Annotated in this window: 14 protein-coding genes and 1 pseudogene; 6 read left to right on the top strand and 9 right to left on the bottom strand. The window is 39.6% G+C overall.

All coding sequences use genetic code 11. The annotated features are described in order from the left end of the window. The first annotated feature begins 139 nt into the window (after nucleotides 1-139). Entirely contained in the window at nucleotides 140-1,585 is a 1,446-nt protein-coding gene (locus tag HR060_RS02700) for a diguanylate cyclase (RefSeq protein WP_174198736.1), read from the top strand. On the opposite strand, the gene HR060_RS02695 is transcribed toward HR060_RS02700, so the two are convergent. From HR060_RS02695 to HR060_RS02685, 3 genes are all read right to left on the bottom strand, one after another. Beyond that, on the bottom strand, nucleotides 1,586-2,539 hold the full coding sequence (locus tag HR060_RS02695) for a hypothetical protein (RefSeq protein ID WP_174198735.1): 954 nt from the start codon (nucleotides 2,537-2,539) through the stop codon (nucleotides 1,586-1,588). It abuts the gene before it with no gap. Nucleotides 2,540-2,630: 91 nt separating this feature from the next. Then, nucleotides 2,631-3,548 (bottom strand): LysR family transcriptional regulator, encoded by a 918-nt coding sequence (locus HR060_RS02690; RefSeq protein WP_174198734.1) that lies wholly within the window; start codon nucleotides 3,546-3,548, stop codon nucleotides 2,631-2,633. Nucleotides 3,549-3,858: 310 nt separating this feature from the next. Next, nucleotides 3,859-4,110 carry a DUF6482 family protein gene (locus HR060_RS02685; RefSeq protein WP_174198733.1) on the bottom strand — a complete coding sequence of 84 codons (252 nt, stop codon included), beginning with the start codon at nucleotides 4,108-4,110 and terminating at the stop codon, nucleotides 3,859-3,861. A gap of 527 nt (nucleotides 4,111-4,637) precedes the next feature. On the opposite strand from HR060_RS02685, the gene HR060_RS02680 reads away from it, so the two are divergent. Continuing rightward, nucleotides 4,638-5,084, top strand: coding sequence for a hypothetical protein (locus tag HR060_RS02680; protein WP_174198732.1), 447 nt, complete (start codon nucleotides 4,638-4,640; stop codon nucleotides 5,082-5,084). Nucleotides 5,085-5,086: 2 nt separating this feature from the next. Here the strand turns inward: HR060_RS02680 and HR060_RS02675 are convergent, their stop codons facing one another. Beyond that, nucleotides 5,087-5,449, bottom strand: a complete 363-nt coding sequence (locus tag HR060_RS02675) for an MmcQ/YjbR family DNA-binding protein (RefSeq protein ID WP_174198731.1) — start codon at nucleotides 5,447-5,449, stop codon at nucleotides 5,087-5,089. A gap of 9 nt (nucleotides 5,450-5,458) precedes the next feature. After that, the gene (locus HR060_RS02670) at nucleotides 5,459-5,923 is read right to left on the bottom strand and encodes an Hpt domain-containing protein (protein WP_174198730.1); all 465 of its coding nucleotides are present in this window, start codon (nucleotides 5,921-5,923) and stop codon (nucleotides 5,459-5,461) included. A 283-nt stretch (nucleotides 5,924-6,206) separates the two neighbouring features. Here HR060_RS02670 and HR060_RS02665 point away from each other — a divergent pair, with 283 nt between their 5' ends. Then, a complete protein-coding gene (locus tag HR060_RS02665; RefSeq protein ID WP_174198729.1) occupies nucleotides 6,207-7,397 on the top strand; it encodes a methyl-accepting chemotaxis protein in 1,191 nt (396 codons plus the stop codon). A gap of 75 nt (nucleotides 7,398-7,472) precedes the next feature. On the opposite strand, the gene HR060_RS02660 is transcribed toward HR060_RS02665, so the two are convergent. The 3 genes from HR060_RS02660 to proB form a co-directional block, all read right to left on the bottom strand. Continuing rightward, nucleotides 7,473-7,655 (bottom strand): helix-turn-helix domain-containing protein, encoded by a 183-nt coding sequence (locus HR060_RS02660; RefSeq protein ID WP_174198728.1) that lies wholly within the window; start codon nucleotides 7,653-7,655, stop codon nucleotides 7,473-7,475. 201 nt (nucleotides 7,656-7,856) lie between these two features. Next, nucleotides 7,857-9,116, bottom strand: a complete 1,260-nt coding sequence (locus tag HR060_RS02655) for a glutamate-5-semialdehyde dehydrogenase (protein WP_174198727.1) — start codon at nucleotides 9,114-9,116, stop codon at nucleotides 7,857-7,859. A 33-nt stretch (nucleotides 9,117-9,149) separates the two neighbouring features. Further along, nucleotides 9,150-10,250 carry a glutamate 5-kinase gene (gene proB, locus HR060_RS02650; RefSeq protein WP_174198726.1) on the bottom strand — a complete coding sequence of 367 codons (1,101 nt, stop codon included), beginning with the start codon at nucleotides 10,248-10,250 and terminating at the stop codon, nucleotides 9,150-9,152. Nucleotides 10,251-10,566: 316 nt separating this feature from the next. On the opposite strand from proB, the gene HR060_RS02645 reads away from it, so the two are divergent. The 3 genes from HR060_RS02645 (at nucleotide 10,567) to cpsG (ending at nucleotide 14,112) form a co-directional block, all read left to right on the top strand. Continuing rightward, nucleotides 10,567-11,118: a lipid-binding SYLF domain-containing protein gene (locus tag HR060_RS02645; RefSeq protein WP_174198725.1), complete on the top strand. Its 552-nt coding sequence runs from the start codon at nucleotides 10,567-10,569 to the stop codon at nucleotides 11,116-11,118. A 184-nt stretch (nucleotides 11,119-11,302) separates the two neighbouring features. Beyond that, nucleotides 11,303-12,709, top strand: coding sequence for a mannose-1-phosphate guanylyltransferase/mannose-6-phosphate isomerase (locus HR060_RS02640; RefSeq protein ID WP_174198724.1), 1,407 nt, complete (start codon nucleotides 11,303-11,305; stop codon nucleotides 12,707-12,709). A 20-nt stretch (nucleotides 12,710-12,729) separates the two neighbouring features. Next, on the top strand, nucleotides 12,730-14,112 hold the full coding sequence (gene cpsG / locus HR060_RS02635) for a phosphomannomutase CpsG (RefSeq protein WP_174198723.1): 1,383 nt from the start codon (nucleotides 12,730-12,732) through the stop codon (nucleotides 14,110-14,112). 59 nt (nucleotides 14,113-14,171) lie between these two features. Here the strand turns inward: cpsG and HR060_RS02630 are convergent. Next, nucleotides 14,172-14,378 (bottom strand): annotated as a pseudogene (locus HR060_RS02630) (integrase core domain-containing protein); the annotation flags it as partial.

Below are 14,378 nucleotides of genomic sequence, written 5' to 3'. Positions count from 1 at the left end.
GTTTATATTAAGGGCTTAGTTACACAGGTGAAAAACATCGCAAATTGCGTTACAGTCTATTTATTCATCTAGGCGCTGATTTTTTGCGCCAGACATATCTAGACGAAAAAACAAAAACTAATAGGTTAAGCTGTCCTCTATGTTGCTGTCTCGCTTGGTAAAATGTGCTCTTGTTTTATGGTTATTGGCATTCAGCCAATCGCAGCTTTATGCACTTGAGCTAACAGAAAGAGAGCAGCGCTTCTTGCAACAACACCCCATTATCAAAATGTGTGTTGATCCAAATTGGATGCCCTATGAGAAACTCGATGATGACAATAACCACATTGGCTTTGCTGCAGACTACCTGAACCTAGTAGCAGAGCGCGCAGGCTTTGAGCTGGAAGTGGTTGCAACTGAATCTTGGCTACAGACATTACAATACGCCAGGCAAAGACGTTGTGACATCATCTCCATGGCAAGAGACACCGAACAACGCCGGGAACATTTTGTTTTTAGTCAATCCTACACTAGTTATCCTTTTGTTATCGCGACGCGTTATAACAAAACCTATGTCGATGATTTTAATTTAATAAAAGATAGAACCTTTGCTGTGGTCGATGGTTATGCTGTAGTTGACTATATGCAAAAAACCTTCCCTTCCACCCCTTTGGTAAAAGTCGAAAATATTGAACAAGGTTTTGAAAAAGTAAGAAATGGAGATGTGTTTGGCTACATTGATTCAACACTCGCCATAGGTTTTCACATCCAGCAATTAGGCTCAATTGATATCAAGGTATCGGGTCAACTCAACTTTAGCTCTTCGCCATCGATTGCCATTCGCAATGACATGCCCGCTTTAAGGCCAATCTTAAACAAGGCACTTGATTCCATTAGCGCACAAGACCGACAAGCAATTTACAATCGCTGGGTTTCTGTTCGCTTCGACAAAGGTGTCGATTTTCAAACCGTCATGGAGCTATTTAGCATCGCTTCTGTGTTGTTAATCGCCACACTTTATTGGACTCACCATTTATCTAAAGCAAAAAATAGAGCACAGGATGCTTTAGCAGCATTAAATGCGATAAAACATGAGTTAGAGCTCAAAAACAAAGAGCTTGAAAGACTAGCCACTCGGGATGTACTCACAGGCCTGTTTAACCGTTTGAAAATTGAAGATGTACTCGAACAAGAGCTGGAAAGGGTTAAACGTTTCCAAAGCAGTGTGTCGTTAATCATTATGGATTTAGATCACTTCAAAAGCGTTAACGATGACTATGGTCACCAAACGGGTGATTTAATCTTGCAGCAACTTGCAGAGTTACTTTTAATGCATACTCGTAAGGTCGATTTAGTTGGACGTTGGGGAGGTGAGGAATTTATTATCGTCTGCCCAGAAACAGATCTGGTAGGTGCAGAAATACTCGCCAATAAAATACGTTTTGAAATTGAGCAGTTTGAATTCGCTCAGGTGGGCCATAAAACATCGAGCTTTGGTTTAACGACTTACCGCGAAAGCGATGATATTGATAGCTTGATCGCTAGAGCCGATCACGCACTTTATCAAGCAAAAGAAAATGGTCGAAACTTAGTTGAAATGGCTTAGCTAATTTAAGCTATGCAAAAACAACCCTGTTTTGGCATCGGCTTTTTTAATCAATTCTTTATCCGCTGTTGATAAATCCAACTTATAAGCGTTGCGCCCAACACCGTAATACTCTTCATCGGTAAACACCAAGGTGTCATTATCATAAAAAGTGACGGACTCTTTTTGCGTTAACAAACCTAAATCAATTTTATAAACATTGCCTGAAAAGAAGTTATCACCCTGCCACTCTGTAAACAACCAAACGCGTTTTGAATCCAACAATGCAAGTTTGTCGCGTTTAGGGCTTAAGGCAGCAGAAGTAATCCAACAAGACTTTTGCATTTGCGTACAAGTGACATAACTTGAGACATAATCGGCCTTGAAGTTAGCCGCATGATCACCAATCTTAAATAAGTGTGTTTTACCATCAAACTCTTCATTGCGATTTTTAGTAAACAAAAACAGCTGGCCTTGATAATAAACAAAAGCTTCTAAATCGTGGTTTTTATTTAGCTCGTGATCATCAGTAAGAATATCTTTAGGAAATTGAAATTTAATGATTTCAGCTTCAGTAGTCTCTGTTTTAATATCGATAGGGTTTTCGATTTTATAGATAGTCAGCCATTTTCGAATGTGGTCATTGTTACCAAAATCACCAATGAAAAAATGCCCAAAATCATCTTGGGTCATATCTTCCCAGTCAAGATTTCGACCATTACTGATTTTCACTTTGCGCTCTACACTACCATCTTGGGCAACTTTATATAAATGCGGTCCATCTCCACCGTCATTAATAGCCCAAAGTCGACCTTTTTTATCAAATTCGATACCCGACACTTCTCTCAACTCAGGCGCAAAGGTTGCCACCTTCATCGTAAACAAAATATTTGTCTGATAAGCAATAGTCAAACTCACGGCAATGCCGAGCAGTAAGAAAGCAATTAACAGCAATTTTTTTGTTTTATGGAGCATAGAATCAAACAGAGGATGAATTTATCGCTATTTTGCGTGCTTTTTTTTACTTCGCCAAGCATAAAGACAAAAATTAACCGTCTGTTATTACTTAACTCAACATATTTTGCTGACTCAACTCGGCAACCAGCATATCGATAAAACAACGTACTTTCGGCAACAGGTGCTTTCGACTTGGGTAGACAACAAATACATCAACTTTATGGGGGGGGAAATCAGTCAACACTAGTTCAATCTGCTGATTAGCTATTACCTCTTGCAGATAAAATGCAGGTAAACGACAGACCCCTTGATCGGCCAATACCATAGCCAATTCCATCTCACCTGAGTTACATAACATTTTGGCTTTGACATCAACTGAGATAGTAGTGCCGTCGTGATCTTCAAAACGCCAGCGCTCAGGCTGTTTGTGATTGCTGTAACAAATGCAGTCGTGATTGGCCAGGTCATGAGGGTGATGAGGTCGACCGCGCTTATCTAAATAGCTTTTAGTTGCAAAGGTAAGCCCCTCACTTGCTAACACTTTACGACAAATCAAACTCGACTCTTCTAAGTTTTGCGTGGCTCGAATCGATAAATCAAAGCCTTCTTGTACAACATCAACCATGCGATCATTGAGATCAAGTTCCACCGTCACATCAGGGTAGGTTTGCATGTATTTAGCAATAATACCCTTGAGGTACTGGTTAGCAAATCCGACAGGACAAGACAGTTTTAAGTGCCCTTTTGGCGTAATATCGCTTTGATTGACTAAGCCTTCTGCATCTTCTGCGTCTTGTACCATTTGTAGACACTGTTGGTAGTAAACTTTGCCTTCTGGTGTTAAACCAATTGAGCGAGTTGTGCGATTTAATAACCTCACCCCTAAGCGCGCTTCAAGCTTATTGATTTCTTTACTGATATAAGATGTCGAATGCCCAGTTAACTCTGCAGCTGCGGAAAACCCACCGGCATCAACAACCTGAGTAAAAATAACAACACCGTCAAATAAACGCGTATTAACAGCCATAAGGAAAAATTAAAAATATTAGTAATTAATTTGATTTTATACGGAAACAGACTGGGCGCAATGAATAAAAATAAACGTCATTTGCACACTGTAGGTGAAGCTGTATTGGCCTGCTTTGTAGTAAAAAATAGCCAAAGCTGCCCTAAGTTCAGCAATGGCTATTCAACAAGGAACTGTTAAAAAGTTGGCACGTGCAGAAACAAGAAAATATGATACGTTATAACATATCTTTTGTGAAATATTTGATGAGAGAAAATTGATCACAATGCACACGAATCAATTCAAATAACTTGTGTGCAATGGCATTGAGCTAAAGGGTGAGTAACTGTTTATAGACACCCGAGCTAGGTAAACCACACATTTCATCATAAGCCGATTCCATATGTAGCTCAGCACTATCAAATCTGTGCTCAATAAGTAGTTGTTTGGCTTCACATAATGAACTACAAACGGCGATATCATTTAACTGAGGTAAAGCCACAAATTTTTCTTGGCCATCTGTCACGCCTACTAAGTAGTGCGTTGAATCAGCAACGCCTATGATAGTTGCTCTAATTTCCATAATTTGCTCCCGTTGAATAGCAATGAGTTTTAAAGAAACTAGATTTCATTACGCTGCACTTTTTCAATAAGTTCATTTTTTAGCCAAAAAAGTCACATATTTTTATATCAAATTGTCACCACAAATGAGAGTTGTATCACGCTTTTGTTGCTCAAAAACCAATAGATTAGCCATGCCTAAACTTATAAGTTTGATGTCTATAAGGAATATAAAAACAAAATGGATATAACAAAAAATGAAAATGCAACTCTTATCATTGTCTGCGCTATCGCTCGCAAGCCAAATCAACACAGCTCGCGCCGGCTTTTTATCAATTGACGGTGCTGATTTTGAAAGCAATTCACTGATTTAGCTTACCTAACGGTCACAACACTGTAGTAGGTGATTCAATGCAATTCTCTTCACTACTGGATGACCAATTAATCTTTAGCTTTGATTTAGATACTTTTGGTGTCGGTACAGACGCAAACCAAGACTAAGTAGCTGAAATCAACATCTCTAACACCAGATTAGCCATAGACTCAGACTTGTACTTTGGGGTAACAGATGGTGTTAATGCAGATTACTTTCTAGATGCCGATTCTAGTCGTGTGCTTGCTGATAACCAATGGGCGACTATCACAAACAACACCATTTTATGCTGTGGTGATTATGTGTTAAGACCTGGAGCCGATTTCCAAGCCTTGGGAGAAGAGCTACTAACAACCATTACACTCGACTTATTTAGCAGTGAGCTATCTTGGTCAGCAGCAGGTTATGACTTAACTCACTCTTTAAACCCACTAATTGATTTATCGAAAGAGCTCACGTTTTTTGTCGCAACCCAAAGCGACCACGAAATTCACCAACTTAACTCTTTTAGCATTCAATCATCTAATAACAGAGTGAATGTATCTAAGCCTGTTAGCTTATCGCTATTGGCGTTAAGTGTGACTGGCTTAGCATCTAGAAGAAAGAGACAAGCTCGCGCTTAATATTAGCAATGCAGCAAGAAGGCTTGCTGCATTTTTTTTGGCATACCTTTAACCACCAAGTTAAAAGAGTTATCAATTAACCTTTGCACTTCTCCAACTGGAATTTGACCGTTGAGATAAACACTTATCCAGTGTTTTTTATTCATATGGTAAGCAGGTGTCACCGTTTTAGGGAAGATGTCTTGCAGAGCTAATGACTCAGTCGGATCGCATTTTAAATTAATCATGGTGTAACCATTGTGATCACCAATTAGACCAAACATCTTGCCATTGATTTTATAAACCTCAACATCATCACCAAATGGGTAATCCATTTTGCTATGTGGCTTTTCTAAAAAATAATTTGCTAGCTGTTTTCTATCCATGATTAATTCTCAAAATTGCTCCAACACCGCTTTTAGTTTAGATGCTGCGGTTTCAAAATCATAGCTTTCTAGCGCTTGATATATATCAGCGAGCTCTAAGGACAAACTCTTGTCATTAACTTGCTCCATTAAACTCACTAAGCTATCACCTGCCGTTGCACTAAATTCAGCAATGCCTTTTCCGATATAGTTTAATTTTTCTTTTATTTCGTCATCTGATAACCCGGTAGATACAACTGATTCATCCGAACTCATTGATGGGTTTGAGAGTATCTGATTAATACAGTCAAATACCTGTTCTAAAGCAGGCTGAATGCGGGACATCAATGTCTTAACCGTAGAGGCTTGCTCTTGAGCACAAGCTTTTTCAACATCTGCCGCTTGTTGTTGCAGCAAAGTGGCACCAATATTTCCTGCATTGCCTTTTAACGTGTGAGCATGGCGCGTCGCGTCTTGCCATCGATTTTCATTCATTGTTTGATATAGTTGACAAAACCTGAGTGTAAACGCTTAATCATGGTTGAATTTCACAAACTCAATGGCGTATTTATCGTCCATAAAGCATAGTGATAAATAGTCTATGCTGCGAAAAATTTCTTATAAAATTCAATGATATTCATCAAGCGTTCAAGTAAAGGGGTAAAAATGTCGATAGATTCAAGTGAAGACAGATATTTAGACTAATCTTTATTTATCTTCGTTTTCCTGAACGAGGTTCAGTTATCCATAATCAAAAGAAAACTAAGGATATTGTTTGATGAGTGCACTGGTTACACCCCTTCTCATATTGCTTGCATTGTCGAGTTTTAGTTGCTTTTTCTTAATCCAATCTGACTTTTTATATGTTTTAGCGAGCATTAACTTGTTAATCATTGCAACGCTGATTTTTATTCAACATAAAAAAGCACAACCCACTACCTTTGTACTCAATCAATTAATAAAAGAGAATGCGCTCGATTTATCCGATGACTCAACGATTGCATCACTTGCTGCAAACGAACCAACTAGCCACAAAATAGCACAATTAACTGAACAAGCTGTTTCATCAGCCCGAGTGGAAATGGCACAGCTCGATACCATGGCGCAGCAGCTCAGAGAGTCTTATTCTAATATGGAACAAAAAAACTCAGTGCAACAAATGCACAGTGATTTTTTGCATGAATCATTACAAGGTATGACCGAAGCCACCAAAGTGACCACCTCTAACATTGTCGAAATTTTCGATAATGTTGTTTCTTCGACAGGTAAGGTGAATGATAGCCGAGACCAATCCGCTACATCGAGTCAAACGATTAATCAGGTCAATAAATCAGTTTTAGAAACAGCCGATCGTATCGAATCCTTGTCCAAAGAAATTCAACAAATAGAAGACTCTGTTTCTGCTATTACTGAAATCGCATCGCAAACTGACTTACTGGCTTTAAATGCTGCAATAGAAGCAGCACGAGCGGGTGAATTTGGCCGAGGCTTTGCAGTGGTTGCAGAAGAAGTCAGAAACCTTGCACACAAAGCGAATTCATCGGCTACCAATATTCAGCAAGTTGCCTCAAGCACCATCACAGAAGTATTGGATGTTGCACAATTGATGCACGACATTCGCGAGCCAATTCAACAAGCGACAGAATCAACCAATAACAACCTAACTAAGATGAATGAATGTAGTGAGTCGATGGAATCTGTTTTAGAGTTGGCAAGCCAAGTTATTGCTTCGATGCAAGAGCAAGAACACACCGCCTATGAAGCCAACAAAGCCGCTGCTGAAATGAAAGAGCTCAATAACAGCACTGATACACAAGGAGCTGCTTTATTAACAGAAGCTGATTTAATGCGTTTAAAATCAGATTTAGAGCGAGCGTTTGAAGCGATTAAAACGAAAAATCAATTTAGTGTAAGCCAGCAAAAACAGCGTGTGGCACAAACACCCGATGATGGAATTGAGCTGTTTTAACAACGAGTTGGATTAATCAAAAAAGCCCTTGTAGAGACAAAGGCTTTTTCAAGTTTTCGTTTAACGCTGAGTAAACTAAATACCACCAATTCGTTCAGCAAAGACTTTATATTTTTCTACATCGTCTTTTTCAAACAGAGGGTTACCGTCACTATCATTATCTTTAGCAACTAATAAACTCTCACGTTGTAGTCGCTCAACTCGAATCTCTTGGATACCTAAAAAATCGGCAACTTCTTTAACTGTCATTAGGCTCATCTAGCACTCCCAGAATTTGGCTTAAAAAAGGTATTCGTTAATTAAAGACTATATTGCTAAGAAAATAAAAGTCTTCTAACAAAAAGACAACACATTTTAAGTAAATGATTCAATGACTAGATTGTTAGCTAAGGGGGTGGGTTAACTTTGAGCTGAGGACTGTCCGTTTAGCACAAAAACTAAACGAACAGTCAACGATTGTTAGCTGCGGATTTGGCCTTCGCCAATAACTACAAACTTTTCAGTTGTCAGACTTTCTAAGCCCATTGGACCATAAGCATGTAGCTTAGATGTAGAAATACCAATTTCTGCACCCAGACCTAACTGGCCACCATCAGAAAAACGGCTAGAAGCATTGACCATAACAACTGCTGAATTAACTCGGCGAACAAAGGTATTTGCGCGAGTTAAGTTATCAGTACAAATGACTTCTGTGTGGCCTGAACTGTATTGTTCTAAGTGCTTGATTGCGTGCTCAAAATCATCAACAACGCGAACGGCTAATTCAAGCGCTAAATACTCAGCATCCCAGTCAGCATCCGTTGCTAATTCTGCATCACATCCAGCTGCTTTAAATGTCGCAAGACTCTTTTCACAAGCGTGAATCTTAACGCCTTTATCTGCCATCGCTTTTGCGGCAATTTGAATAAAGTCTGGGTTAGCTTGATCAATTAATAATGTCTCTAACGCATTACAAACACCTGTACGCTGAGTTTTACCATTGAGTAATAAGTCTAACGCCATCTCATTATTGGCAAATTCATCTACATAAAGGTGGCATACACCTTTGAAGTGCTGAATAACAGGAATTTGGCTATTTTCAGATACGAAACGAATTAAGCCTTCACCACCGCGTGGAATAATTAAATCCACATCATCTGAAAGCGTCATTAACTCATTCATCACTGCGCGATCTGGATCAGGAACAACTGAAATGGCATTCGGGTCAATATCTTGTTCAACTAATGCTTCGTGTAAGCATTTAGCGATGACCAAGTTAGAAAACAATGCTTCTTTACCACCACGTAAAATGACTGCATTACCTGATTTCAAACACAAAGCTGCAGCTTCAGCAGTAACATTTGGACGCGCTTCATAAATCATCGCAATCACGCCTAATGGAATTTTCATTTTGGCAACTCGAATACCGTTTGGGCGTACAAATGAATTATTCATTTTGCCAACTGGATCGTCCAACTGGGCAACTTCGCGCAATGCACTTGCTAAATCAGCGACGCGTTCTGGCGTTAAGCGCAAACGATCGATCATCGCTTCTGTTAAACCATTTTCACGCCCAGCTTCTAAGTCGCGTTCGTTCTCGGATAAAATTAACGCTGTACGTTCGATTAATTTAGCGGCCATCGCTTCTAACGCATCATTTTTTTGCTGCTGACTTAAATCAGCAACAGAGTAAGAGGCTTGTCTCGCCGCTTTGGCCATTTCGGCAATTGAAAAACTCATAATTCCTTCCATCATCATTGGTTCACTTGGGGGCTATATAACCACTAAATCATCGCGATGGATGACTTCTTCACTCGGACAATACCCCAAAGTTTCTAATATTTTTTTGCTTTGTAAGCCTTTAATTTGGCTCAGTTCACTATTGTTATATTGGCTAATACCTTTGGCGATAATATTGCCTTTTGCATCGCAAACATTGACGGCATCGCCTTTGATAAAGCGCCCGTCGATTGCAGTAATACCTATACTGAGCAATGATGCTCCCGCACTGTTTAAGGCCTTTGATGCGCCAGCATCAACTGTAATGCTACCTTTGACTTTCAGTGAGTGCTGAAGCCAATTTTTTCTCGCTTTTTGTGGGCTAGCCTGACGTGTAAAAACTGTTCCCACTGCTTTTTCCGCAACGAGCAAATCGAACACTTGACTATCTCGACCATTGACGATCATCGTATTGATGCCTTGCTCTGTTGCTTTTTCTGCTGCTTCAATTTTTGTTCGCATACCGCCTGTCGCGATTTTATTACTGGTACCACCTGCAAGTGCATAGATACTTTCATCAATTTTATCGACGACAGGAATCAATTCAGCATCTGGGTTAGATCTAGGGTCTTTGGTAAACAAGCCATCGATATCGCTACAAATCATCAATAAATCACTACTCGATACTTGAGCAACCAAAGCGGCTAAATTGTCATTATCACCCACCTTTAACTCTTTTGTTGCAACTGAGTCATTTTCATTAACTATAGGGAGAATGCCGTTGTCGAGTAATGTTCGTATAGTATTTTGAATATTGATGTAGCGTTTGCGGTCTGCTAAATCATCGTGTGTTACGAGAATTTGCGCGCATGGAAAATCAAAAAAACGCTGCCAATTTTGCATCATTTTCATTTGTCCAACGGCAGCCATGGCTTGCTTTTCGGCAATGATGGGGAGTTCACCATGAGCAACCAAACCTCGGCCCGCGGCAACACTGCCACTGGACACTAAGATAATTTCTTTACCTTTTTGGCGACATTCATTGATGTAACGAGCAATAGGTAATAAATATTGACCACTACACTGCGCTCCATCAGGTGCAATTAACGCACTTCCCACTTTGATAACGGCTCTATGCCAGTCAAGACCACTCATTAATTTGGATTCACTAGAGATACTAAGATATTGAATAAAATTGGCTTTTGAACGCCAATTGAAGCGTTTAATCTACTTGAAATGAAAAATAGATCAATTCTGTTTAGTTATATTTGATTAGAGTCAAGTCAATTCAACAAAGTTGAAGCGACTACAACAACCAGAATTGTAAACTAGCTTAAACATGAGCTGCTAGCTATTTACAATTCACATTCCTTGCAAAACAAGATAAACAATCTACATATCTTGAGATTCCATTAGCTTAATCTAGACTTTTATTGCCAATTTAACCAACAACTAAAGATAGAGAAGAAACATGAAATCAATCCAGTGTATCTGTTTATTAACTATGCTGCTGTTTGGCCATTTGAGTTATGCAAATGTTGCAGAGGAGCGAGCCGAGTCCGATCAAATGGTTGTTAAAACGTTAAAAGCATTTCGCAATAAAAAACCCAATATAGATAGCGAAATTAAGTCATCTGTAGGGTATGCGGTATTTAGTAACGCCGGAGTTAACCTATTTTTTGTTTCTGCAGGTGGTGGTTATGGCGTAGCGTTTGATAACCAAAAAGGTGGCAAAACCTATATGAATATGGGTGAAGCGGGTGTCGGTATTGGGCTAGGAGTAAAAGATTTCAGAGCGCTTATTTTGTTTAAAACCCGTAAGGCATTTGAAGCTTTTGTTGAAGACGGATGGCTATTTGGTGCACAAGCTGACGCTGCTGCAAAAGCTGAAGATAAAGGAGGTTCAGCTGAAGTAGAAGCTGCTATTGGCGATACTAAAATTTATCAGTTAACCGAAGCAGGATTATCAGCTGAAGCAACAATAAAAGGCACGAAATTTTGGAAAGATGAAGATTTAAATTAACCGTGCTAAATAACTATCAAACCAGCCTTAGCGCTGGTTTTTTATTTTTTAATGACAAATACCGCGCTAAATTGAGTCACTTCGCGAAAAGCGATACAATGCTTTGAATAGACAATTGTAATGCTTTGTTACATTCACTTTGTCAGTTAAATTAAACTTAAAAAATATCACAAGGACACTGGATATGATCTTACCTGTTGTTATGGCTGGCGGTTCAGGCACTCGTTTATGGCCTCTTTCTCGTCAAAAATTCCCTAAGCAGTTTTTACCGTTAACTTCAGGCAAAACAATGCTTCAGCAAACTGTGTTACGCCTTGCTAATTTAGAGACTTTATCTCCGTTATTAATTTGTAATGAAGATCACAGGTTCCTAGCAGCTGAACAAATGCGTCAGCTCGATATAGACGATGCCAAGATCATTTTAGAGCCAGTAGGTAGAAATACAGCACCTGCTATTGCACTGGCAGCATTTAAAGCGCAAAAAGATGGTCAAGACCCTCTACTATTAGTACTGGCTGCTGATCATGACATCCAACAAAGCGACACTTTTTGTCAGGTCGTTGAATCTGCAATTCCGCTAGCACAAGAAGGTAAGCTAGTGACATTTGGTATCGTACCAAATTGCCCTGAAACAGGTTATGGCTATATCAAACGCGGTGATAATGTTAACGATAACGCTTTTGTAGTCAGTCAATTTGTTGAAAAACCAGATGCAGCTACCGCACATTCTTATCTAGACTCAGGTGAATACTATTGGAATAGCGGTATGTTCTTATTCAAAGCCAGCCGTTACTTAACCGAACTCAAAGCGCATCGCCCAGATATTTATTCAGCTTGCGAAAAAGCAATAAGTGAAGAACACCCAGATTTAGACTTCGTTCGTATCAACACTGAAGCATTTGAAGCCTGCCCTGATGACTCTATCGACTATGCCGTGATGGAAAAAACCACAGATGCAGTTGTCGTTCCACTCGATGCTGGCTGGAATGATGTGGGTGGCTTTGCCGCGTTATGGCAAGTTAAAGAACAAGATGAAAATGGCAACGCTTTTGATGGCGACGTAAAAGCAGTTGAAACTAAAAACTCTATGGTGTTAGCAGATGATAAGCTGGTAGCTACTATAGGTGTTGAAGACTTAGTGATTGTAAATACCAAAGATGCCATCTTAGTTGCACATAAAGACAAGAGCCAAGAAGTTAAAGCGATTGTAAATCAGCTGAAAACAGAAAAGCGCAGTGAATTTGAATTCCACCGTGAAGTTTATCGTCCTTGGGGTTGCTACGATTCAATCGATAATGGAGAGCGTTTCCAAGTTAAACGCATTACGGTAAAACCAGGGGCAAAATTATCGGTTCAAATGCACCACCACAGAGCTGAACACTGGATTGTTGTATCTGGAACAGCCAAAGTGACTAATGGTGATAAAGAAATTTTACTAACCGAAAACCAATCAACATATATCCCAATTGGTGTAGTACACGCGCTTGAAAACCCAGGTAAGGTGCCACTAGAGTTGATTGAGGTACAATCAGGTTCATATCTTGGCGAAGATGATATCGTTCGCTTTGAAGATAGATACGGCCGCGCATAAGCGAAGTTTAAGGAATAAAAATGACACAAGAACTAACCTGTTTTAAGGCTTACGACATTCGCGGCCAATTAGGCGAGCAACTTAATACTGATATTGCTTATCGCATAGGTCGCGCTTATGGCGAGATCTTAAAGCCAAAATCGATTGTTGTAGGCGGTGATATTCGTCTCACGTCTGAAGAGCTAAAGTTAGCATTAGCAGATGGCTTACTTGACGCTGGTGTTGATGTACTCGATTTAGGTATGACAGGAACGGAAGAGATTTACTTTGCGACTTCTTACCTTAAAGTCGATGGTGGAGTAGAAGTCACTGCGAGTCACAACCCAATGGATTACAACGGTATGAAGTTGGTAAAAGCACAATCTAAACCAATCAGTGGTGATACTGGTTTGTTTGACATTAAAGCCTTAGCGCAAAGCCAAGACTTTGCTGATAAAGCAGCAACACGTGGAACGTTAAAGCAAGTAGATGTACTGTCTGACTATGTTGAACACTTACTCACTTACATAAATGTCAAAAACATCAAGCCAATTAAGCTGGTCGTTAACTCAGGTAATGGCGCATCTGGCCATGTTATTGATGCCATTGAAGCTAAATTTAAGCAGCTCAATGTGCCTGTTGAATTTATTAAAGTGCATCATGAAGCTGATGGTAATTTCCCGAATGGTATCCCAAATCCATTACTACCAGAAAATCGTCAAGATACTATAGATGCCGTTTTAGCGCATAAAGCGGATATGGGTATTGCTTGGGATGGTGATTTTGATCGCTGCTTCTTATTTGATGAAAAAGGCCAGTTTATCGAAGGCTATTACATCGTTGGTTTACTCGGTGAAGCTTTTTTGCAAAAAGATAAAGGCGCTAAAATCATTCATGATCCGCGTTTAACCTGGAACACAATTGATGTAGTTAAAGCGGCCGGTGGAGAACCCGTGCTATGTAAAACAGGGCATGCTTTTATTAAAGAGCGTATGCGCAAAGAAGATGCCGTTTACGGCGGTGAAATGAGTGCTCATCACTACTTCAGAGATTTTGCTTACTGTGATTCAGGTATGATCCCTTGGTTGCTAGTAACTGAATTATTGTCTGTTAAAGGCTTAAAACTTTCAGATGCAGTTGCACAGCGCATTGAAGCTTATCCTTCATCTGGCGAAATTAACTCTAAACTCGCTGATCCTAAAGCAGCCATTGCAAGAGTAAGAGCAGAGTTTGAACCAAGTGCGATATCAGTTGATGAAACCGATGGTATCAGTTTAGAGTTTAACGATGACGCGGGCGAATGGCGTTTTAATTTACGCAGCTCAAATACTGAGCCTGTGGTACGTTTGAATGTGGAGTCTAAAGCCAATATTGCTTTGATGAAAGAGAAGACAGAGCAAATTTTGACTATCTTACGCGCTTAAAAAACAAGAAGTTAATACTTCCAACTGACCCATCCTAGTATGGGTTGACACTTTTTTGATTAAAACGCCTGATGAATTTCATCGGGCGTTTTGTATTTTAAGGCCGAATGTGGCCTTTGTTGATTATATAAATCGACTGATTGTTTTACCATTTCCCTTGCCTCATTTAGGTTATTTGGTTTCATTAACAAGTATTCGTTTTTAAGAATACCGTTTACTCTCAGCCAGTGCATTTTGATAGCAGTCATAACCATCTGTCATTGAAC

Source organism: Marinifaba aquimaris (genome assembly GCF_013328345.1).
Taxonomy (GTDB): domain Bacteria; phylum Pseudomonadota; class Gammaproteobacteria; order Enterobacterales; family Alteromonadaceae; genus Marinifaba; species Marinifaba aquimaris.
The sequence above is the reverse complement of the archived record's forward strand: the minus strand, read 5'-3'. Positions and strand labels throughout refer to the sequence as shown.

Coding starts and splice junctions, on each gene's coding strand:
- HR060_RS02660 (WP_174198728.1), bottom strand. CDS start 7,655: ATGAGCCTAATGACAGTTAAAGAAGTTGCCGATTTTTTAGGTATCCAA.
- cpsG (WP_174198723.1), top strand. CDS start 12,730: ATGACACAAGAACTAACCTGTTTTAAGGCTTACGACATTCGCGGCCAA.
- HR060_RS02670 (WP_174198730.1), bottom strand. CDS start 5,923: ATGAATGAAAATCGATGGCAAGACGCGACGCGCCATGCTCACACGTTA.
- HR060_RS02690 (WP_174198734.1), bottom strand. CDS start 3,548: ATGGCTGTTAATACGCGTTTATTTGACGGTGTTGTTATTTTTACTCAG.
- HR060_RS02695 (WP_174198735.1), bottom strand. CDS start 2,539: ATGCTCCATAAAACAAAAAAATTGCTGTTAATTGCTTTCTTACTGCTC.
- HR060_RS02645 (WP_174198725.1), top strand. CDS start 10,567: ATGAAATCAATCCAGTGTATCTGTTTATTAACTATGCTGCTGTTTGGC.
- HR060_RS02685 (WP_174198733.1), bottom strand. CDS start 4,110: ATGGAAATTAGAGCAACTATCATAGGCGTTGCTGATTCAACGCACTAC.
- HR060_RS02700 (WP_174198736.1), top strand. CDS start 140: ATGTTGCTGTCTCGCTTGGTAAAATGTGCTCTTGTTTTATGGTTATTG.
- HR060_RS02675 (WP_174198731.1), bottom strand. CDS start 5,449: ATGGATAGAAAACAGCTAGCAAATTATTTTTTAGAAAAGCCACATAGC.
- HR060_RS02655 (WP_174198727.1), bottom strand. CDS start 9,116: ATGAGTTTTTCAATTGCCGAAATGGCCAAAGCGGCGAGACAAGCCTCT.
- HR060_RS02665 (WP_174198729.1), top strand. CDS start 6,207: ATGAGTGCACTGGTTACACCCCTTCTCATATTGCTTGCATTGTCGAGT.
- HR060_RS02640 (WP_174198724.1), top strand. CDS start 11,303: ATGATCTTACCTGTTGTTATGGCTGGCGGTTCAGGCACTCGTTTATGG.
- proB (WP_174198726.1), bottom strand. CDS start 10,250: ATGAGTGGTCTTGACTGGCATAGAGCCGTTATCAAAGTGGGAAGTGCG.